The organism is Rhizobium sp. SG_E_25_P2, from assembly GCF_029892285.1.
Lineage (GTDB): Bacteria > Pseudomonadota > Alphaproteobacteria > Rhizobiales > Rhizobiaceae > Rhizobium_E.
Map to the genome: position 1 here is coordinate 38,791 of NZ_JARXVM010000019.1, position 20,420 is coordinate 59,210.

Annotated in this window: 22 protein-coding genes and 2 tRNA genes; 8 read left to right on the forward strand and 16 right to left on the reverse strand. The window is 62.4% G+C overall.

Annotated elements, in window-relative coordinates; all coding sequences use genetic code 11:
• The first annotated feature begins 3 nt into the window (after positions 1-3).
• Genes M2360_RS21915 through M2360_RS21925 form a run of 3 tightly spaced genes read left to right on the forward strand, consistent with a single transcriptional unit; the run spans position 4 to position 2,269 of the window.
• The gene (locus tag M2360_RS21915) at positions 4-1,263 is read left to right on the forward strand and encodes a VWA domain-containing protein (protein ID WP_280777514.1); all 1,260 of its coding nucleotides are present in this window, start codon (positions 4-6) and stop codon (positions 1,261-1,263) included.
• Between the two features lie 5 nt (positions 1,264-1,268).
• The gene (locus M2360_RS21920; protein ID WP_280777515.1) at positions 1,269-1,583 is read left to right on the forward strand and encodes an XdhC family protein; all 315 of its coding nucleotides are present in this window, start codon (positions 1,269-1,271) and stop codon (positions 1,581-1,583) included.
• Positions 1,583-2,269, forward strand: coding sequence for an XdhC family protein (locus tag M2360_RS21925; protein ID WP_280777516.1), 687 nt, complete (start codon positions 1,583-1,585; stop codon positions 2,267-2,269). The genes M2360_RS21920 and M2360_RS21925 overlap by 1 nt, the downstream gene beginning before the upstream one ends.
• A gap of 67 nt (positions 2,270-2,336) precedes the next feature.
• Here M2360_RS21925 and rpmG read toward each other — a convergent pair whose 3' ends face one another.
• The 5 genes from rpmG to topA all read right to left on the reverse strand — a co-directional run bounded on the left by rpmG (position 2,337) and on the right by topA (position 9,392).
• On the reverse strand, positions 2,337-2,504 hold the full coding sequence (gene rpmG / locus M2360_RS21930) for a 50S ribosomal protein L33 (protein WP_280777517.1): 168 nt from the start codon (positions 2,502-2,504) through the stop codon (positions 2,337-2,339).
• Positions 2,505-2,593: 89 nt separating this feature from the next.
• On the reverse strand, positions 2,594-3,769 hold the full coding sequence (locus M2360_RS21935) for an MFS transporter (RefSeq protein ID WP_280777518.1): 1,176 nt from the start codon (positions 3,767-3,769) through the stop codon (positions 2,594-2,596).
• A 135-nt stretch (positions 3,770-3,904) separates the two neighbouring features.
• On the reverse strand, positions 3,905-4,336 hold the full coding sequence (locus tag M2360_RS21940; RefSeq protein ID WP_280777519.1) for a DUF983 domain-containing protein: 432 nt from the start codon (positions 4,334-4,336) through the stop codon (positions 3,905-3,907).
• Positions 4,337-4,362: 26 nt separating this feature from the next.
• Positions 4,363-6,621, reverse strand: a complete 2,259-nt coding sequence (gene rnr, locus M2360_RS21945; protein ID WP_280777584.1) for a ribonuclease R — start codon at positions 6,619-6,621, stop codon at positions 4,363-4,365.
• 68 nt (positions 6,622-6,689) lie between these two features.
• The gene (gene topA / locus M2360_RS21950) at positions 6,690-9,392 is read right to left on the reverse strand and encodes a type I DNA topoisomerase (protein ID WP_280777520.1); all 2,703 of its coding nucleotides are present in this window, start codon (positions 9,390-9,392) and stop codon (positions 6,690-6,692) included.
• 306 nt (positions 9,393-9,698) lie between these two features.
• On the opposite strand from topA, the gene M2360_RS21955 reads away from it, so the two are divergent.
• A complete protein-coding gene (locus tag M2360_RS21955) occupies positions 9,699-9,911 on the forward strand; it encodes a hypothetical protein (protein ID WP_348529571.1) in 213 nt (70 codons plus the stop codon).
• Here M2360_RS21955 and dprA read toward each other — a convergent pair.
• The 6 genes from dprA to M2360_RS21985 form a co-directional block, all read right to left on the reverse strand.
• Positions 9,869-11,011: a DNA-processing protein DprA gene (gene dprA / locus M2360_RS21960; RefSeq protein WP_280777522.1), complete on the reverse strand. Its 1,143-nt coding sequence runs from the start codon at positions 11,009-11,011 to the stop codon at positions 9,869-9,871. The two genes, M2360_RS21955 and dprA, sit on opposite strands and share 43 nt — an antisense overlap.
• A 6-nt stretch (positions 11,012-11,017) precedes the next feature.
• Positions 11,018-11,635 (reverse strand): glycerol-3-phosphate 1-O-acyltransferase PlsY, encoded by a 618-nt coding sequence (plsY, locus tag M2360_RS21965; RefSeq protein ID WP_280777523.1) that lies wholly within the window; start codon positions 11,633-11,635, stop codon positions 11,018-11,020.
• A gap of 141 nt (positions 11,636-11,776) precedes the next feature.
• On the reverse strand, positions 11,777-13,063 hold the full coding sequence (locus M2360_RS21970; RefSeq protein ID WP_280777524.1) for a dihydroorotase: 1,287 nt from the start codon (positions 13,061-13,063) through the stop codon (positions 11,777-11,779).
• Positions 13,060-14,001 carry an aspartate carbamoyltransferase catalytic subunit gene (locus M2360_RS21975; protein WP_280777525.1) on the reverse strand — a complete coding sequence of 314 codons (942 nt, stop codon included), beginning with the start codon at positions 13,999-14,001 and terminating at the stop codon, positions 13,060-13,062. The genes M2360_RS21970 and M2360_RS21975 overlap by 4 nt, the downstream gene beginning before the upstream one ends.
• A 102-nt stretch (positions 14,002-14,103) precedes the next feature.
• Positions 14,104-14,985 (reverse strand): DMT family transporter, encoded by an 882-nt coding sequence (locus M2360_RS21980; RefSeq protein WP_280777526.1) that lies wholly within the window; start codon positions 14,983-14,985, stop codon positions 14,104-14,106.
• Between the two features lie 185 nt (positions 14,986-15,170).
• Entirely contained in the window at positions 15,171-15,344 is a 174-nt protein-coding gene (locus tag M2360_RS21985; RefSeq protein ID WP_280777527.1) for a DUF1328 domain-containing protein, read from the reverse strand.
• Positions 15,345-15,543: 199 nt separating this feature from the next.
• Between M2360_RS21985 and M2360_RS21990 the strand changes: the two genes are divergently transcribed.
• Together M2360_RS21990 and M2360_RS21995 are read left to right on the forward strand one after the other, a co-directional pair.
• Positions 15,544-15,948 (forward strand): hypothetical protein, encoded by a 405-nt coding sequence (locus M2360_RS21990; protein WP_280777528.1) that lies wholly within the window; start codon positions 15,544-15,546, stop codon positions 15,946-15,948.
• A 222-nt stretch (positions 15,949-16,170) separates the two neighbouring features.
• Positions 16,171-16,383: a hypothetical protein gene (locus M2360_RS21995; RefSeq protein ID WP_280777529.1), complete on the forward strand. Its 213-nt coding sequence runs from the start codon at positions 16,171-16,173 to the stop codon at positions 16,381-16,383.
• 37 nt (positions 16,384-16,420) lie between these two features.
• Here the strand turns inward: M2360_RS21995 and M2360_RS22000 are convergent.
• The 5 genes from M2360_RS22000 to M2360_RS22020 form a co-directional block, all read right to left on the reverse strand.
• A tRNA-Arg gene (locus tag M2360_RS22000) sits at positions 16,421-16,497 on the reverse strand.
• Positions 16,498-16,542: 45 nt separating this feature from the next.
• Positions 16,543-16,848, reverse strand: a complete 306-nt coding sequence (locus M2360_RS22005) for an ETC complex I subunit (RefSeq protein WP_137153481.1) — start codon at positions 16,846-16,848, stop codon at positions 16,543-16,545.
• 115 nt (positions 16,849-16,963) lie between these two features.
• Positions 16,964-17,040 (reverse strand) — tRNA-Pro (locus M2360_RS22010).
• A gap of 153 nt (positions 17,041-17,193) precedes the next feature.
• Complete coding sequence (locus M2360_RS22015; protein WP_280777530.1) at positions 17,194-17,592, reverse strand: DUF192 domain-containing protein; 399 nt, start codon at positions 17,590-17,592, stop codon at positions 17,194-17,196.
• 79 nt (positions 17,593-17,671) lie between these two features.
• Positions 17,672-18,250 (reverse strand): cold-shock protein, encoded by a 579-nt coding sequence (locus M2360_RS22020; protein ID WP_280777531.1) that lies wholly within the window; start codon positions 18,248-18,250, stop codon positions 17,672-17,674.
• 190 nt (positions 18,251-18,440) lie between these two features.
• Here M2360_RS22020 and M2360_RS22025 point away from each other — a divergent pair, with 190 nt between their 5' ends.
• Both M2360_RS22025 and M2360_RS22030 read left to right on the forward strand, forming a co-directional pair.
• Entirely contained in the window at positions 18,441-18,881 is a 441-nt protein-coding gene (locus M2360_RS22025; RefSeq protein ID WP_280777532.1) for a VOC family protein, read from the forward strand.
• 240 nt (positions 18,882-19,121) lie between these two features.
• On the forward strand, positions 19,122-20,372 hold the full coding sequence (locus M2360_RS22030; RefSeq protein ID WP_280777533.1) for a D-Ala-D-Ala carboxypeptidase family metallohydrolase: 1,251 nt from the start codon (positions 19,122-19,124) through the stop codon (positions 20,370-20,372).
• Positions 20,373-20,420: the final 48 nt, after the last annotated feature.

The window sequence follows — 20,420 nt, forward strand, 5'->3', positions numbered from 1 at the left end:
GCCATGATCGAGGCGAGTTCGAGCCCGACAGACGGTCCCGTCCTCCCCCCGGTCGCGCCGGGCGCAGGACGCTTCGCCGACAATATCGTGCATTTCTCCAGGGCTATCAGGCGCGCCGGCCTGAAGATTGGCCCCGGCGCGGTGATCGATGCGATCGAAGCGGCGGAAGCGATTGGGGTCGGCTCGCGCGACGAATTCCACACCGCCCTGTCGGCCACGCTGGTCAAGCGGCATGAAGACATGGCTGTGTTCGATGAAGTCTTTGATATCTTCTGGCGGCCGCGCGATTTCGAGGGCAAACTGATCCAGATGCTGTCGCGCATGACGCCGGATCTGGGCGAAAAGCAAAAGCCTCGCCCGGCTCAGGCGCGTGCGACTGATGCGCTTTATGCCGAACGGCCCGAGCAGACGCGGGAACGCCAGGAGATCGAGATCGATTCCCGCTTCTCCGTCTCCGAGCGTGAGATCTTCCGGCAGATGGATTTTGCCCAGATGAGCGCCAGTGAGCTGCGTGAAGCGCGCGCTGCGCTGGCGAAACTGATGCTGCCGATGGATGAGGTGCTGACCCGGCGCTACGAGCCGTCCAAGCGTCCCGCTCGCTTCGACGCCCGCGCCACGCTGCGCGCAGCCATGCGCACCGGCGGCGACCTGATGTTGCCGAAATGGCGCAAGCGCAGGCGGGTGCAGCCGCCCTTGGTGGTGCTCGCCGATATTTCCGGCTCGATGAGCCAGTATTCGCGGATATTCCTGCATTTCATGCATGTGCTGACCGAGCGCCGCAAACGCGTTCATACTTTCGTGTTTGGCACGCAACTCACCAATGTGACGCGCGCCATGCGCCATCGCGATCCGGATGAAGCGGTGGCGCTGTGTCTCGGCTCGGTCAAGGATTGGTCGGGCGGCACCCGCATCGGCGAGACACTCAAGGAATTCAATCGCCGCTGGGCGCGTCGGGTGCTGGGGCAGGGCGCGACCGTGCTGCTGATCACCGACGGGCTCGAGCGCGATGACGCCACGCTATTGGCCGAGGAGACAGACAGGCTGCATCGCTCCTGCCGGCGGCTGATCTGGCTTAATCCGCTGCTGCGCTTCGAAGGTTTCGAGGCGCGCGCGCGCGGGGTGATCGCCATGGCGGCGCATGTCGACGAGCTCAGGGCCGTGCACAATCTCGACGCCATCGGCGATCTCGCCCGTGCACTGTCGGGCGCGCCATCGCGTGACGCCGATCCGCGCCGTTATCTTTCCACGAGACGAAAGGACTGACTGTGATGCCCCTTGATCCGCTCGACGTCGCCGAAGCCTGGACAAGCGAGGGACGCGCGGTCGCGCTTGCCACCGTCATCGAAACCTGGGGCTCCGCGCCCCGACCGGTGGGATCTCATCTGGTGATCGACGCCGATGGCAATTTCGAGGGCTCGGTGTCCGGCGGGTGCGTGGAAGGCTCCGTCATTTCTGAAGCGCAGGACGTCATCGCCTCGGGCGAGGCGAAACTGCTGGAATTCGGCGTGGCCGATGAGACGGCCTGGCGCGTGGGCCTGTCCTGCGGCGGCCGCATTGCCGTCTATGTGGAAAGGATCGCCTGATGAAGCGCGAGGATCTCGTCCGTCTCAATGCGCTCAGAGCCGAGCGCCGCGCCGCCGTCTATGTCGCCGATCTCGATCAGGGGGGCGGCCGGTTGATCACCGAAGGCGAGGAGGTGGAGGACAATCTGGCCGCATCGGTCAAAACCGCCTTTCTCACCGGAAAATCGGCGCAGGTCGAGATTGATGGCAAGCGGCTGTTTCTCAACGTCCAGGTTCCGCCGCCGCGCATCGTCGCTATCGGCGCCGTCCATATTACCCAAGCGCTTGCGCCGATGGCGGCCATTGCCGGCTTCGATCTCAGCGTCATCGATCCGCGCACCGCCTTTGCGACGCCCGAACGGTTTGAAGGCGTGGATCTCGTCGCCGACTGGCCGGAGGATGTTTTAGAGGAGCGGGCGCTGGACGCCTATACGGCGCTGATCGCGGTGACGCATGATCCGAAGATCGACGATTATCCCATCGCTGCGGGGCTGAAGGCTGGCTGCTTCTATGTCGGCGCGCTCGGCAGTCGCAAGACGCATGGCAAGCGGGTGGACCGGCTTATGGAGCTGGGCCTAACCGAGACGCAGATCGCCCGGATTGATGCTCCCATCGGTCTCGATATCGGCGCGATCAGCCCGGCGGAAATCGCCGTGTCAATTCTCGGAGCGGTCATCCAGGCGTTTCGTCGCCGCGCCATTCGGTGAAGCTCATAAACAAAAAGCGCGTCAGCCTGATGGCGACGCGCTTTTGATCTGGAACCAAAAGACCAAATTACTTGATCTTTGTTTCCTTGAACTCGACGTGCTTGCGCACGACCGGGTCATACTTGGTCTTGACCATCTTGTCCGTGAAGGTGCGGCTGTTCTTGGTCGTCACGTAGAACGTGCCGGTGTCAGCCGTCGAGAGAAGCTTGATCTTGATGGTTGTCGCTTTCGCCATGGTCGTACTGCCCTTAAAAAGTTGACGCCGTGAAAACCGGTGAGGCCACGGCGAAATCTGGCGCGAAACTACGCATAAAGCCTGGAAAGTCAAGTCCGGCGCGGATGAAAAATCAGCCGGTAGAGGGCGAAGACGACGAAGACCACGAAGAAGGAGGTCAAAGTCCAGGCAAAACCATTGGTTCCGCCCAGATCCATGCCCGCGCCGATGGCTGCGGGACCGGCTACGGTGCCGACCGCATAGAAGAAAATGAAGGCCGCGTTGGCGGCTGCGAGGTCCGAGCCGGAGAATCGTTGCCCGATCAGACTGAGTCCCACCGTGTATAGGCCGGCCACGACGCCGCCCCAGATCAGCAGCAAGATCGCGAGAGTGACCCATGAGGACGAGGCGTGCGGCAGCAGGAATGCGCCGACCAGGCCGGTCACGCCCATCACCAGCAGCATCAGGCGCCGGTCGCGAATGCGGTCCGCCATCAGGCCGATCGGGATCTGCAGCGCCACATTGCCGATGGCCATGACGGTCAGCAGCGTGCTCGCCTGAGTTTCGCTGAAGCCGAGCCGCGTCGCATAGACCGGCAGCAGCGCCAGCCCGCCCGCTTCGACCGCGCCGAACACGAAGACGCCCATGATCGCGGTGGGAACCGCGAATGTGTATCGGAGGAAGTGCTGGCGCGGCTTTTCGTCGAGATAGGGGCTTTCCTTGCGGGCGATGAAAATCGGGATCGCCGCAAGCGTGATCACCAGCGCGCCGATGACGAAGGGCAGCACGCCCTGGGTGCCGACCAACGAGAAAATCGCTGTGCCTGCGGCAAATCCCATCGACAGCACGGTGGCGTAGACGCCGAGCACAAAGCCGCGCTTTGCCGGCGGGGCGGCGTGGTTGATCCAGAATTCCGACAGGATGAACAGGGTGGTGGTGGCGCCGTGAAACACGATGCGCAGCGGAAACCAGGCCCAGAAATTCTCGATATAGTAGAAGCCGAGCGAACTGATGGCGGCGATGAACACCGCCCAGATCATGGTGGTGGCCACGCCGTAGTCATGGGCGAGCTTGGTGGTGATCGGCGCGGCGATCATGGCGGCGAGGCCGGCCGTGGCCGTATTGAGCCCGTTGAGCGAAGAGGGAATGCCGCGCTGTTCGAGCAGCAGCGACAAAAGCGGGAGGCCGAGACCGATGGCGATGCCCACGGCGGAGATGGACGTCATCGCAGCGATCAGCGATGGCCAATGGATCGCCTCGCTTTCGCCTCCCAGGGGTTCACTCATGCAAACTTCACTTTCAAAGGCCCTCATCCCGCCCATTCCGAACAGGCGGCGCGCCCGTACGGTTACAGACAGTTAGACGGCTCAGACACGGATTTCAAAGCCTGCTCGCGCATTTTCCGGTAATTTTTGAAAATGTCAGGATTCAGGCTTCGGTTCTTCGCCGCCGAAGCCGTGCATACGCGCGCCCCATTGCAGTCCGATGACAGCGCCCTTGATCGGCTGGATGGTGGTCAACGCCAGAAGCAGAGTGACGGGCGTCCAGATGGCGAGATGGGTCCAGTTCGACGCCGGCCAGACGAGATCGGTCATCATGAAGCCGCCGACCACGATATGGCCGACCACGACGATGGAGAGATAGGCCGGCAGATCGTCGGCGCGCTGATGGGTCATGTCCTCGCCGCAGACTGCGCAGGCGTCGACCGGCTTCAGATAGGCCTTGAACAGGCGACCCTCTCCGCAATTCGGACAGCGGCAGAAGAGACCGCGCTTGATCGCGCCCCAGATGTCGCGGGGCGGACGCTCGCTCGTCGCATTGGTCCAGACTACGCTGTCTTCGATCTTGGCCATGATGAGCCTCTCCCTGGTTCTGTCGGTCACCGCCTGCCGCGAGGCGGTCGGGTTCCCGGCGTCTTGCGCGCCGGTTCGCGTCCGCGCTTACCCGATTTGTGGAAGGAGCGGGTCGCCGTCGGCATTTTGCGGCCTTCGCTCAGAATGTCGAAGCGCAGGGCTCCGGCAAGCGGTACGGCTTCGGCCAGCCTCACCCTCACGGGATCGCCGAGCCGGAAGCCGAGGCCGGTTTTGTCGCCGGTCAGGGCCTGATGCGCTTCGTCATAAATATAGTAATCGCGTCCGATGGTAGATACGGGCACGAAGCCGTCGGCGCCATAGGCGGGCAGTGAGACAAATAGTCCCGACTTGGTGACGCCGGAAATGCGACCGTCGAATTCCTCGCCGATGCGGCCGGCGAGATGATGGGCGATCAGCCGTTCGATCGTCTCGCGCTCAGCCGCCATCGCGCGGCGCTCGAAGGTGGAGATCTCGGCGGCGATATCCTCGAGCTGTTCTTCTTCTTCCGGCCGAAGCCCCCCGGCGCCGAGCCCTAGAGAAGCCACCAGCGCCCGGTGCACGATGAGGTCGGCATAGCGGCGGATCGGCGAGGTGAAATGGGCGTAGCGCAACAGGTTCAGGCCGAAATGGCCCATATTGGCTGGACTGTAGACAGCCTGGCTCTGAGAACGCAGCACCATCTCGTTGACCATGGTCTGATAGGGCTTGTCCTCGACCTTTTGCAGGATCATATTGAAATTGTTGGACCTGAGCGCGCCATGCGCCAGCGTGATGTCGAGCGTGACCAGGAACTGCCGGAGCGTTTCCTGTTTGGCCAGCGACGGCTGGTCATGGACGCGATAGATCAGCGGCTGCTTCTTATTTTCCAGCGTCTCGGCGGCGCAGACATTGGCCTGGATCATCATCTCTTCGATGAGCTTATGCGCGTCCAGCCGCTCCGGCACATAGACGCGATCCACCGTGCCGTCGGGCTTCAGCAGGATCTTGCGCTCGGGCATGTCGAGTTCTAGCGGCTGGCGGCGATCGCGGCCGATTTTCAGGATCGCATAGGCGTCCCAGAGCGGCTTGAGGATGGGTTCCAGCAGCGGTCCGGTCTTGTCGTCGGGCGCGCCGTCGATGGCCGCTTGAGCCTGCTGGTAGGACAGCTTGGCGGCGCTGCGCATCATGATGCGATGGAAGGTGTGGCCTGCCTTGCGGCCATCCTTGGAGAAGACCATGCGCAGGGCGAGCGCCGGGCGGTCGACATTCTCCTTGAGCGAGCAGAGATCGTTGGAAATCCGCTCCGGCAGCATGGGGACGACGCGGTCGGGGAAATAGACCGAATTGCCGCGCTTCAGCGCTTCGCGGTCCAGCGCCGAGAAGGACCGCACATAATAAGAGACATCGGCGATGGCGACGACGACGATGACGCCGCCGGGATTGTCGGGCGAGGGGTCGGGCTCGGCCCAGACCGCGTCGTCATGGTCTTTCGCGTCAGCCGGATCGATGGTGATCAGCGGCAACTGACGCCAATCCTCCCGGTCCTTCATGTCGGCGGGACCAGCCTCGTCCGCTTCGCGCAGCACCGCGTCCGGGAAGATGTGGGGAATGCCATGGGCGTGAATGGCGATCATCGAGATCGCCTTTTCCGAGGCGACCGAGCCGACCACCGAGACGACCTTGGCGCGCTGCAGGCCGAAACGACCCAATTTCAGCGTTTCGACCTCGACCAGATCGCCGTCCTTGGCGTCGCCGATGAAGGACGGATCGACCTCGATCTCCATGCCGCGCTTTTCGATCGGCATGATGCGGCCGCCCGCGCCCTGGGCGCGGAACACGCCGAGCGCGCCATTCTTGCGCTTGTCGATGATCTTGACGATACGGGCGGTATAGGCCGGTCCGCCGCGCTCCTTGTTGACGAAGATCTTGGCGACGACACGGTCCCCAAGCCCCGCCACCGGCGCTTTCGTTTTCGACCGGTCCGACGATTGGCGGATCAGCACGGCCGGCGCCACGCCATTCTCCTCGTCCCATTCGGCGGGACGAGCGATCAGTTCGCCCGTGGAATCGCGCAGCGTGATGTCGAGCACGGTGACAGGCGGCAGCGAGCCGGGCCGCATCAACGTCTTGCGGTTCTTCTCCACCAGACCGTCGTCCTCGAGCGAGCGCAGCAGCGCTTTGAGTTCGATGCGCTGCTCGCCCTTCAGCCCGAAAGCCTTGGCGATATCGCGCTTGGTGGCGAGATCGGGATTGTCCTGGATATAGTCGAGGAGAACCTCGCGCGTCGGCGTCTCACCCTGGATGATGGGAGAACGGCCAGCGGTTTTGTGGTCCGGCCTGGCGGTTCGGGATCTTGGCGCCTTTGACACGAGGGTCAGCTCTCCTTCGTCTTGGATTTCGCGGCCGCCTTGGGCTTGGCTGCCGTCTTTGGCTTGGTTGCGGCCTTGGCTTTGGCCGGGGCCTTTTTAGGTGTTTCGTCGCCATCGGCGGCGACGGCCTTCTTTGCGGGGGCTTTCTTCGGCGCAGCCTTTTTGGCGGCCGGTTTCTTGCCGACGCCTGCCTTGGCCGCCCGTTCCGCGATCAGGACCAGGGCCTGTTCGATCGTAACGCTTTGCGGATCCGTGCCCTTGGGAATGGTCGCGTTGACCTTGTCCCAATTGACATAGGGACCGTATTTGCCGTCGCGCACGGTGATCTTGCCGCCATCGGGATGGTCGCCCAATTCCTTCAGCGCTGCGGGCGCCGAGCGGCCGCGACCGGGGCCCTTGGCGGCCTTGTCGGCGATCACCGAGACGGCGCGGTTGAGGCCGATCGAGAACACGTCCTCGACGCTTTCGAGATTGGCGTAGCCGCCGTCATGCAACAGGAATGGCCCGTAGCGACCGATGCCGGCGGAAATCATCTTGCCGGTTTCGGGATGCTGGCCGACATCGCGCGGCAGGTTGAGAAGCGCGAGCGCCTTTTCATGATCCATGCTGTCGGGCGTCCAGCCCTTGGGCAGGCTGGCGCGCTTGGCTTCCTTGCCGTCGCCGCGCTGCACGTAAGGTCCGAACCGGCCCGACCGCAGCGAGATGTCCTCGCCGGTCATCGGGTCGGCGCCAAAGGAGACGGGTTCGCTCGACACCGAGCCTTCGGCATCCGCCGCATCCGCCGACAATTGCCGGGTGAAATTGCAGTCCGGATAGTTGGAGCAGCCGATAAAGGCGCCGTATTTGCCGAGCTTCAGCGACAGGCGTCCCGTGCTGCAGACCTGACATGTGCGCGGATCGCCGCCATCGGCGCGGGCCGGAAACAGCAGCGGCGCGAGCGCCTCGTTCATCGCCTCGATGATGTCGGAGACGCGCAATTCCTTGGTCTGTTCGATCTGTGAGAAGAAGTCCTTCCAGAAATCGCGCAGCACGTCCTTCCAGTTCAACTCGCCGGCGGAGATGCTGTCGAGCTTCTCCTCGAGCGAGGCGGTGAAATCATACTCCACGTAACGGGTGAAGAAGTTCTCGAGGAAGGTGGTGACGATACGACCCTTTGCGTCCGGGATCAGCTTGCGCTTGTCGATCGTCACATAACCGCGGTCGCGCAGCGTCGCCAAGGTCGAGGCGTAGGTGGAGGGACGGCCGATGCCGAGCTCTTCCATGCGCTTGATCAGCGTCGCTTCCGAATAGCGCGGCGGCGGTTCGGTGAAATGCTGGCTGGCGTCGATCTTTTCCTTGGCGAGGCTTTCCTTGGCGCGGATATCCGGCAAGCGGCCGTCTTCCTCCTCGCCGGAATTGTCCTCGATCTCCTCGCGCTGATCGGTATAGGCGGCGATGAAGCCGTCGAACTTGATCACCGAGCCGACGGCGCGCAGGCCCGCGACGCGTCCGGCGTTTTCCGCTGTGATTTCAGCGGTGGTGCGCTCGATATCGGCGCTCGCCATCTGACTGGCGATGCCGCGCTTCCAGATCAGGTCATAGAGACGGAACTGGTCGGCGTCGAGGAACTTGCGCACGCTGTCGGGCGTACGGTTGAAGTCGGTCGGACGGATCGCTTCGTGGGCTTCCTGGGCGTTTTTCGCCTTGGTGGAGTAGAGACGAGCCTTTTCCGGCACATAGCGGGCGCCGAATTGCTGGCCGATCGCGCTGCGGGCGGCATCGATGGCTTCCGGCGCCATCTGCACGCCGTCGGTACGCATATAGGTGATGAGACCGGCGACTTCGCCGCCGATATCCATGCCTTCATAGAGCTTCTGCGCCACCTGCATGGTGCGCGAGGCCGAGAAGCCGAGGCGCGAGGAAGCGGCCTGCTGAAGCGTCGAGGTGGTGAAGGGCGGCGAGGGATTGCGCTTGACGGGCTTGGCTTCGATGCTGTCGACGCGATAGGCTGCGCCTTCGAGCATGGATTTCAGGTCTTTCGCCTGAACGCCGTCGCCGATGGAGTTCTTCTGCAGTCTCTTGCCGTCTGCTGAAACGAGGCGCGCTTCGAATGTGTCGTTGCGCGGGGTGCGCAGGAGCGCCACGATGTTCCAGTATTCTTCCGTGACGAAGCGCTCGATCTCGGTTTCCCGATCGCAGACCAGTCTCAGCGCCACCGACTGCACGCGGCCTGCCGAGCGGGCGCCCGGAAGCTTGCGCCAGAGAACCGGCGACAGGTTGAAACCGACCAGATAATCCAGCGCGCGGCGGGCGAGATAGGCGTTGACCAAAGGCGCGTCGATATCGCGCGGATCGGCCATCGCATCGAGCACCGCCTTTTTGGTGATGGCGTTGAACACTACGCGCTTGACCGGCTTGTCGCCGATGACCTTCTTCTTCTTGAGAATGTCGAGCACGTGCCAGGAAATCGCTTCGCCTTCGCGATCCGGGTCGGTTGCGAGAAACAGTCCGTCGGACTTCTTCACCGCTTCGGCGATTTCATTGAGCCGCTTCTGCGAGGCGGCGTCGACTTCCCAGCTCATTTCGAAATCTTCGTCCGGGCGCACCGAGCCGTCCTTCGCGGGAAGATCGCGCACATGGCCGAAAGAGGCGAGAACCGTGTAGTTCGAACCAAGATATTTGTTGATTGTCTTTGCCTTCGCAGGCGATTCCACCACCACTACATTCATTATCGACATTCCGCCTGACGGCTTCAGATTGTGGTTTTGTTGACCCTCTCGCCGATGACGAGCGGGAAATCTTGCTGGCATCCTGACCAGACTTCGCCGCGCTTATAGCCTTGCATAGCCCGGCAATGCAATCCATGGGCCAGACAAACCTTTTGAAGCCTCTCGAACCGCGGATACAACGCGTTACAACCAGAAAATGATATGCAATTCGTTGCAATCTGAAATCAATCAATTATACTAACCTTAAGTGAGTGCATGATGTAATTGCTATCAAAGGTAGAGGCTGGTTGTGCGATGGATAGACGGATGGACGCGAATGCCACAACGGTGGCGACCTCTTGGGAGCGCCTCTCTTACATCAAGCAGATGCTGGCGGAATTATCCCAGGTGGCGCGGGCCGAGCGCGCTGACCTGCTGGTCTATCTGATCGAAATGGCGTTCACCGAGGCGGGCGACATGCTTGAGGCCAGCCCGCGTCAGGCCATATCAAGAGAGACCAGCCCGCCGGGATGGCGGTAGAGCCGGCCGGCGAGATCGAGTTCAAGGAGAACCAGATAGACTGTCTGCGCCGATGCGCCGGTGTGACGGATGACATCGTCGATCTCGACCGGGCTCGGTCCGAGCGCATCGATGATCCGTTGCCGATCGCTGTCGGACGGCGGCGGCAGATGTGCGCCATCGCCTTCGCGCGGCGGCTCCTGCGCTTCCGGCGGTGAAAACAGGTCGCGCTCGGTGATCGGGGCCATGGCGCGGATCACGTCTTGCAGTTCGGTGACGATCTGCGCGCCGTCCTTGATTAGGCCATTGGCGCCCTTGCAGCGCGGATCGAGAGGCGAGCCGGGCGCAGCGAAGACCAGACGACCGAAATCGGCGGCGTAACGGGCTGTGATCAGCGATCCCGAGCGTTCCGCCGCCTCCACCACCACCAGTCCCAGGCCGATGCCGGCGATCAGGCGGTTGCGGCGAGGAAAATCGCGGGCGCGCGGCTCCCAGCCGAACGGCATTTCGCTGACGGCTGCGCCGCCGTGTTCGATAATGTCGCGCAGAAGATCGAGATTCTCAGGCGGGTAGGGGCGATCGAGACCGCCGGCCAGAATGGCGATCGTGCCGGTGTCGAGACTGGCGCGATGGGCGGCGGCGTCGATACCGCGCGCCAGGCCGGACACGACAGCGTAATTGGCGCGACCCAATTCTCTGGCAATCAGGCTCGCGAATTTGGCGCCCGCCACCGAACAGTTGCGCGAACCGACCACGCCGACCGCGACATTGCGCAAGACCTGCGGATCGCCTTCAACCGCGATCAGCGGCGGGGCCGCCTCGATCTGCCGCAGCGCTTGCGGATAATCCGGCTCGCCGATGCCGATGAAGCGTGCGCCGCGTCGGGCGGCTTCGTTCAGTTCGGCTTCCGCCTCCTCACGACTCGCCACCCGGATCGGTCGGGTCGATCCGCCGCGCGCCGAAAGTTCCGGCAGCATGTCGAGGGCGGTCTCGGCGGAACCGAAATGATTGATGAGATCGCGGAAGGTCGCAGGCCCGACATTGTCGGAGCGGATCAGCCTCAGCCAGGCGATCCTTTGTCGGTCGGAGAGCGCTATTCCCTTGGCGCTCCCCTGGGACATGGAGCCTTACCCCTTCTTGCCGATCTTGCTTTCCGTGCCCGACAGCAGCCGGGAAATATTGGCGTGATGCTTGGCGTAGGCGATGACCGTCATGACGGCCGCAACAGCGGCGATCTTTGGATCTCCGGTCAGATATTGCACCACCGGCACAACCAGCATTGCAACCAGAGCGGATAAAGAAGAGTAACGCGTGATGGCGGCCGTTGCAATCCAGACCAGCAGAAAAAGCAGACCCATCCGCCAGTTGAGGCCGAACATCACGCCGATATAGGTGGCGACGCCCTTGCCGCCCTTGAAGCCCAGCCAAACCGGGGCGATATGGCCGACAAAGGCTGCGAAACCGGCGATCACGCCCGCTTCGACCCCGAGGAAGGCGTAGGCGAAGGCTGCGGGAACCGTGCCCTTGAGCGCGTCGAGCAGCAGCGTGGCGGCCGCCAGCTTCTTGTTGCCGGTGCGCAGCACATTGGTCGCGCCGATATTGCCCGAACCGATCGAGCGGACATCGCCGAGGCCGGCGAGCCTGGTCAGGAGCAGGCCGAAGGGAACAGAGCCCGAGAGATAGCCGAGAATGAGGGCGATGAGCGCGGGCATGGCCGCGATGTTCCAGGTGGTGAGCGAATCCATGCGATCCCCCTCTAATAGATGGTCTATGCGCCGGTATTTAGCGCGAAATCCCGCGTCGCGATAGCCGACGAGGTTATCGCGGCCAACGATCAACCGGCAAAAGCTATGATATCGGGCGAGCCCGCCGGCCCGCCGTGGTCGTTACGCGCCGAACACCTGCTTGCCGCCCACATAGGTCGCCACCGCCCGGCCCGAGAAGCGGGCGTTTTCGAACGGTGTGTTTTTGGAGCGGGAAATCAGGTCTTCCTTGATGCAGAGCCAGGGCTCGTCGAGATCGATCAGCGTCACATCCGCCGGCGCGCCCGGCTTCAGCGTGCCGCCCGGCAGGCCGAAGATCTGGGCGGGGCGAGTGGAGAGCGCGTCGATCAGGCGTTTGAGCGAGACGGAACCGTCGTGATGCAATCTCAACGCGGCCGATAACAGTGTTTCCAACCCAATGGCGCCATCGGCGGCTTCGGCGAAAGGCAGGCGCTTGGTGTCGACATCCTGCGGATCATGCGAGGAGACGATGATGTCGATATCGCCGCGCGACAAGGCCTCGACCATGCCGACGCGATCATCCTCGGAGCGGAGCGGCGGATAGAGCTTGAAGAAGCTTCTATATTCGCCGATGTCGTTTTCATTGAGCGCGAGATTGTTGATCGACACGGCGCAGGTGGCGCGGGCGCCGCGTTCGCGGGCGAGTTTGACGGCGTCCACCGAGCCGGGAACCGAGAGTTGGGCGGCGTGATAACGTCCGCGGGTGAGTGCGGCGACGCGGAGATCGCGCTCGAGAGGGATGATCTCGGCCTCGCGCGGAATGCCCGAGAGGCCCAGCCAGCTTGCGAGCAGGCCTTCATTCATCACGCCTTCGGAGCCCAGATATTTGTCGCGGGCTTCGAGCGCGATCACCGCGTCGAAATCCCGGGCATAAGTGAGCGCCCGGCGCAGCACCTGGGTGTTGTGCAGCGACTTGCGGCCATTGGTGAAGGCCACGGCGCCCGCCTCTTTCAACAGGCCGATTTCGGTCATCTCGTCGCCGGTCAGGCCCTTGGTCAGCGCAGCGGCCGGATAGATGCGGACCGGCGAGGCGTCGCGCGCCATCTTGCGCACGAATTCGACCAGCGCGATGTCGTCGATGACGGGGTCGGTGTCCGGCATCATGATGAAGGAGGTGACGCCGCCGGCGGCTGCGGCGCGACCGGCCGAGGCGATGGTTTCCCGATGCTCGCCGCCCGGCTCGCCGGTGAAAACGCGGGCATCGATGAGGCCAGGCGTTGCGATAAGGCCGTGGCAATTGCGGATCACCGCGCCCTCAGGCGCGCCCTGGTTCAGCGCGTCCTTGCCGCTGGCTGCGATCACGCCGTCCTGGATGACGATGGCGCCGAGTTCGTCCATGTCGCGGGAGGGGTCGATGATGCGGACCCGATCGAGGATCGTGACGCTCATGCGCGTTCTCCCTTGTTCTGGCTGATCAGCAGGGCTTCCATCACCGCCATGCGCACGGCGACGCCCATTTCCACCTGTTCGCCGATCACGCTTTGCGGACCATCGGCGATCTCAGAGGCGATCTCGACGCCGCGATTCATCGGGCCGGGATGCATGACCAGGGCATCTTCCTTGGCCGCCTTCAGCTTTTCGGCGTCGAGGCCGTAATGGTGGAAATATTCGCGCACCGAGGGCACGAAGGATCCGGCCATGCGCTCGCGCTGCAGCCTGAGCATCATCACCACATCGGCGTCCTTCAGCCCTTCCTTCATATCGTGGAAGACTTCGCAGCCCATATCGGCGATGCCGGAGGGCAGAAGCGTCGAGGGCGCGACGACGCGGACGCGCGCGCCCATGGCGTTGAGCAGCAGGATATTGGAGCGCGCCACGCGCGAATGCAGCACGTCGCCGCAGATGGCGACGATGATGCGCGACAGCTTGCCCTTGGCGCGGCGGATGGTCAGCGCGTCCAGGAGCGCCTGCGTCGGATGCTCATGCTGGCCATCGCCGGCATTGATGACGGAGCAGGACACTTTCTGCGCCAGAAGGGCGGCGGCGCCGGCGGCGGAATGGCGGATCACCAGCACATCGGGGCGCATGGCGTTCAGCGTCATCGCCGTGTCGATCAGCGTTTCGCCTTTCTTCACCGAGGAATTGCCGACCGACATATTCATGACGTCGGCGCCCAGCCGCTTGCCCGCGAGCTCGAAACTGCTCTGGGTGCGGGTGGAGGCTTCGAAGAACAGATTGATCTGGGTGAGGCCCCGAAGCGTCGACGTCTTCTTTTCCCGCTGCCGGGAAATCTTGACGGCCTCGTCGGCCTTGTCGAGGAGAAATCCGATATCGAGCTCGTTCAATCCCTTGATGCCGAGCAGATGGCGGTGCGGAAAAAAGACCATGCGGCGCGTCCTTCCTGAATTTTCACGGTCTATAGGGGGCGACCGCATCAGGAGCAAGGCGGGAAGGGCGGAAAAATCGGCCCGTCCCCAGCCGGAGCGAGGTTATTTCAGCACGAGCAGGCCGGAGACGATGATGATGGCGGCGCCGGCGATGGTGTAGGCGTCGATGCCGGTGTTGAACAGAAGATAGCTGATCAGCGTGCCCCAGACGATCTGGCTATATTGCGTCGGGGCCACCAGCGAGGGTTCGCCGAGCCGGAAGGCGCGCACCAGGAATATGCTGCCGCCAACGATCGCCGCGCCGCCCGCAAAGAAAGTCGCGGCGGCAGGCAGGGTCAACGGCTTCCATTCTCCGCTATAGGCGAGATAGGCGCCGGCGCCGATGGCCAGCAGCAGCGCCGGCGCGAAAGCGAGCGCCGTGTCCGATTCGTCGGGATGCGCTTTCTTCACCATCAGCAGCGTGACGGAGAACAGGCAGGCCGAGCCGATGGCGGCCAGATGACCTGAGGTAAACTCGCCGGCGCCGGGGCGGAGCGCCACGATCACGCCGATGAAGCCGAGCACCACGCCGGCCCAGGCGATCCGCGTCAGCCGCTCCTTGAAAACGAGATAAGACATCACCGCCACGAGGATCGGCGACATGAAGGCGATCACATAGGCTTCCGGCATGGGAATGGTGGCGAAGGCGTAATAGATCAGCGCCGTCTCGACCGCCAGCAACAGGGCGCGCAGATAGGTGAAGACAGGCTGGCGCGGAATGACGCTTTTCACCCGCCCGCTTGCCCCGGCGACGACCAGAAGGATGAGCGCCGCCGAAATCTCCAGCATCAGCGTCACCTGCGCCAAGGCGTAAGCGCCGCTCTGCAGCTTCACCGTGGCGTCGGCCAGAGTAAACGTCGCGTAGGAGGCAAGCCCGATCAGGGCGGCTTTCAACTTGACGGCTGGGACGGACGGTATGGCGGGCTTGGCGGCGAGGTCGGACATGGATTCTCAGGGGGCTCGAAGGGCGGGCTCTCGCGAAGGTCGCAAACCGGTTCCGCGCTTTTGCCGGCTCCTCTTGATTCCCCTCCGCATGTACCTGACGGTACGGTCGTTTCCGTCTGGCCACAACGAGAAAAGCAGGCCCGGAGGCCTGCTTGACGATTCTGGTGACGACCGTGTCCTCAAGGCTACAGAACGAAGCTGCCGGCCATAAAGGCGAGGACCACGAAAATAAGGAAGATGATCAGCGCCAGAACGAACAAGACCTTGGCGATTCCCGCCGTCGCCGCCGAGACGCCCGAAAAGCCGAGAAAGCCCGAGACGATCGAAATCAAAAGAAAAATCAGCGCCCATTTCAGCATGTGTAGCCTCCATCATGGTTCGCAAACCGAACGTCAGGGAGGCGGATTTGTTCCGGTGCGAACGCAGATGCGGGCAAGATCCGGCTGGGATGCGAGATGGGGGGCTGGATGAACAATCCAAACTCTGTCGGTTGACGCGGCCATTCGGAGCCGGTTCAAAAGAAGGAGCCCTTTTCACTTTGCGGAGTGAGTTTCATTGATGACGCCAGCGCCTGGTCGAGCTACAGTGCCGAAGCGGCAACTGAAAAATCGAACGTCATCATTGAATACCTATAGAAGCCGCCAGGTTATTTCAAAAGATGAATTTCTTCATGCGCTGACGACTGGTGACGCCAAGATTGTCACCGCCGCAATGATGGACGCGGTTGATTCGATCGACGATTCATCATGGTTGTTGGAACAGCTGAAGTTTCAGCTCCAAAATAGTAAAGACTATTGGATTGTTGGCACATCGATTGTCGCGCTGGGCGAGCTTGGGTTATTTCATTCTGATGTCGACCCCAAAGAAATCTACCGGCTCATCGAGCCGTTTGAAGAGAGGGACGGTTTCCGCGATTGGGCGGAGGATGCACTGAGTGATCTCCGAATTGCTATGAATGGTTGAGGCCGGTTGAGTGCGCCCAAATGGTCCATGAAGTTAGCGCAATCAAATACTTTCGACCGTGTTGAAGAACAATTGATGGTGGCGCAGGAAATGTTTCCGCTATACGTCGACGTTGTCCCAACTCCATCGGCGAAGCACACGCGGTCCATCCAAGTCAGCTTTTCACCGATGTCATATCAGCCAACATTCCCCCACTCGCTAGCGCCCCGCTGAGGAGAAGAGATGTTCTCGCATCGTGTCAGTTTGATCGGCTATTTCTTGATCGCCAGCGCCGTATTGACCGCATGGCTGGGCCTGCAATTCGATGACTACTTTGTCTTGTTCGTCAGCGTAAACGCATATGCGATCGGGTTTTTGCTCATCATCATCGGCGTTGTCGTCCGTGGCTTCGAACGTATCGAAACAGCCCTTCGAGCGTCCGGGCTTAACGACTAGGCTGCACGAACGTACCGCGATCAAGCAATGAAATAAATGGCGATCCCTGCAGGGCTCGAACCTGCGACAACCTGCTTAGAAGGCAGGTGCTCTATCCAGCTGAGCTAAGGGACCGCTTGAGGCCCCGAAGACAGGGGCCGGGTATCGGCCGTGAACGGATCAGTGCGTCCAGGGCTGGGTGCGCGTATAGCGGAAATTGTCGATATACGAAACGGTCTTGCGGGTGGCTTCCTTGGGCTGGATCACGCGATAGGCGATGCCATGGCGCTGGGCGTAGGCTTCGGCGAGTTCCTGGGTCTCGAAGGTCAGCTTGACCTGCTGCTTCATGTCGCCGGAACCGGTATAGCCGAACAGCGGGTCGATGACCTTGGGCTTTTCCATCTCATGCTCCAGCACCCAGAGATGGGTCTTGGCCTTGCCGGACTGCATGGCGGTCTTGGCGGGACGGTAGATCTTGGCCGTCATAATCTCGGATACCTCATCAAGCATCAAAAGCGATCGTCAGTCGGCTGCTCGCCGCGACATCGGCACTGTGCCACAAAATCCTGAAAAGGAAAACAACGCGCCGCGCGTTTCAGACTGGTCGGAGTGGAGAGATTCGAACTCCCGACCCTCTGGTCCCAAACCAGATGCGCTACCAGGCTGCGCTACACTCCGATCGTCTGAATGCGCTCCGATTACACGCTTGGCCCTGTCGCCGCAACAGCAAAATGGTGAAAAATAGCAGTGATGAACAAGGGGCTGTGTGTAACCGGTTTTGTCAGGCGATTTGTCACGACAAGGTGGGCGGCGCAGTCAGGCCGTGCGCCTTCAGGGCGCGGACGCCTTTGTGATGCTGGGACTCGAAGCCCTGTCGCCGACAGCGATTCCCAGTTTTGACGCCATGCCGCCGTTGATTTCGAGCACGAAGCGCACCGGCGCATGCGAATCGATGATGGCGTCCGATAGCGGCGTCGTCTCGGCGCCGATATGGCGGATGACGCCCGACTCATCGATGAACAGCATGTCGAGCGGGATATAGGTGTTGCGCATCCACATATAGACGGGGCGCGTCTCGCCGAAATCGAACAGCATGCCCCGTTCCTGGGCCATGCTCTTGCGGTCCATCAGGCCGATGCGGCGCTCATCCTCGGTGGCGGCCACTTCAACCGTAAATTTTGCCGCGCCGCCATCGGCTTTGGCGATGGTCAGCGTCTCGCGATTCGGCAACTCGGCTGTCTGGGCTGCGACAGGAGATAAAAAAAGCGCCAGGACGGCGCTTTTTAACAGGGTTCTGCGAAGGATCACGTCAATGCGCCCGGTTGACCGGAGTGGCGACATCCGGATGGATTTCTGCGGCCATCAGCCCCTTGTCGCCGTCGCCGAAGCGCACCAGCACTGTTTGCCCCGGGCGCAGCTCGGTGATGCCGTAGCGGCGCAGCGTCTCCATATGAACGAAAATGTCTTCGGTGCCTTCGCCGCGGGTCAGGAAGCCAAAACCCTTGGTGCGGTTGAACCACTTGACCAGAACCCGCTCAAGCCCGCTCGACGGCGTCACCTGCACATGGGTGCGCACCGGCGGCATCTGCGAGGGATGCACCGCCGTGGACGTATCCATCGAGAGAATCCGGAAGGCCTGGTAGCCGCGGTCGCGTCGCTGGATCAGCGCCACCACGCGGGTGCCTTCGAGAATCGTCTGAAAGCCATCCCGCCTGAGGCATGTCACATGCAGGAGGACGTCGGCCGAGCCGTTGTCGGGCACGATGAAGCCGAATCCCTTGGCGACATCGAACCATTTGATCACCCCCGTGATCTCGATGAGATCGACGGGATCCGAGGCCATCTCCTCAAATATGGAGATATTCTTGGAAGAAATCCTGTCCGTCATCCTGCCTTGCCCCTCTACGCGTCACATGCTCGGTTAACTGATTCTTCATTTCAAAGATTAACATCCCGAAATGATACATATGCAAGTCCTGGGTGTTGCAATCCCGGACCTTTTCCTGCCAGAAATGCCTTGCCTCAAGCTGGCTTTCTGGCCAGACATGGCGCCGGTTGTTCGCTTATGAGGAAATCCAATGCGTTATCTTCACACCATGGTTCGCGTCAAAGATCTGGATGCGGCGCTCGACTTCTATTGCGGCAAGTTCGGTCTTCAGGAAGTCCGCCGCATGGACAATGAGGCGGGGCGATTCACGCTCGTTTTTCTCGCCGCCTCCGAGGATGTCGAGGCCGGCAAGGCTGAGGCCGCGCCGCTGCTCGAGCTCACTTACAACTGGGACCCGGAAGACTATGCCAGCGGCCGCAATTTCGGTCACCTCGCTTATGAAGTGGACGACATCTACGCGCTCTGCGCCTCGCTGCAGGACAAGGGCGTGGTGATCAACCGTCCGCCGCGCGATGGCCGGATGGCTTTCGTTCGTTCGCCCGACGGTATTTCCATCGAGATCCTGCAGAAGGGCGGGGCGCTTGCTCCGGCCGAGCCCTGGCTGTCGATGGCCAATACCGGCGTCTGGTAACTTTTTCTTCACCAAGCCCGCCTATTCCGTCAGGGCCTGCCCGCAGAGGAATGCGCCGGAACGCTGTTCTGGCGCAAGTTTCAAAGGGCATAAGGTGGTCCGCGCGACGCTCCAAACCGGGTTTCGTCGCGCGATCACGCAGATGTGACGGCAGTTTACAATGCGCGAGGAGTGCTCTAACTCTTGCGCAAGAACGAGAACAGGCCTGGCGGGGATGGATAGTTGCGATTGAACCGGATCATGTCACTCGTATCGAGGCCAGCAATCCGGCTCGCCCTTCTTCTCGCATCCGTCGCCTGCGTCAGCTCCTGCATGTCCTCGCCCGGCGTCGAACTCGCCGCCATCCAGACCAATGACGCGCCGCGCGCGACCGCCGCCCAGAGCGACGCCGCGACAGCGCCGCAAGACGCCTCGAAAATCGCCAGCCAGGCCTATGCCGACATCCAGTCGATGAGCGCCCGCGACGCATCCGTGGTGCCCGATTCCTGGAGCGCGGAGGAAAGCAATGGCGAGCCTGCGGCCCCCAATGTGGCGGCGGCGCAGAACAGCATCTTCTCCACCCGCGCCGGCCAACCGCAGAATGGCCAACCGGCCGGCGTCAACGCGTCCCAGAACAGCATCTATGCCGGCGCCGTGGCGCAATCGCGCGATGTCGGCGCGATCCCCTTGCCGAGCGCCGACCTGGCCAGCGAGGCGCAGGATCTTGCACTTGCCGGCCTTCCAATCCCCGAAGAACTCGCCAGCGCCGATCCCGCCGCCGCCCAGGCAGAGCAGGCCAAGGCCATGCCGTCCTACCGGGCCGCGCTGGCCAACAATGACGCCGAAACCAAAGCCAAGGCGGCGCCGCGCAGCCGCCGGGTGAAGACGCTCGCCGATTTCTTCCGCTCGTCCGTCGATGACGACAAGGAACGCAAGACCGCCTCCTTCAACCGCTCGCGGTTTGGCGAGTCGCCGCGCCAGCTCACCACCGCCTCGATCCCCAATATGCGGACCGCAAACGTCGGCGGCGAGGATTTGCCCGGCGTCAACGCCATGATGCCGACCGGCCGGGCGCCCGACGTTGCGGATGAGGATGATCAGCCCGCCGGCCTGATGAAGCTCGCTTCGCTTTCGGGCATGGCGCGGCTCGGGCCGAACGGGCTCTGGACCCAGACCGACGAAGTGCAGATCTCCTGTCTCAGGCCGCAACTGGTCGGCATGCTGAAAATGGTCGAGAAGCGCTACAACAAGCCCGTCATGGTCACCTCAGGCTTCCGCGATCCGCGCCACAATCGCGTCGCCGGCGGCGCGCGGCATTCGCTGCATACGCTGTGCGCGGCGGCCGACATCCAGGTCGAAGGCGTGTCGAAATGGGAACTGGCCGATTATCTGCGTTCGCTGCCTGGGCGCGGCGGCGTCGGCACCTATTGCCATACGCAATCGGTGCATGTCGATATCGGCAGCCAGCGCGACTGGAACTGGCGCTGTCGCCGCAGCTCGCGCCGCAGCTGATTCTTGTTTGAAAAGTTGGCCACAGGCCTGCATGCGCCAATTCATCCC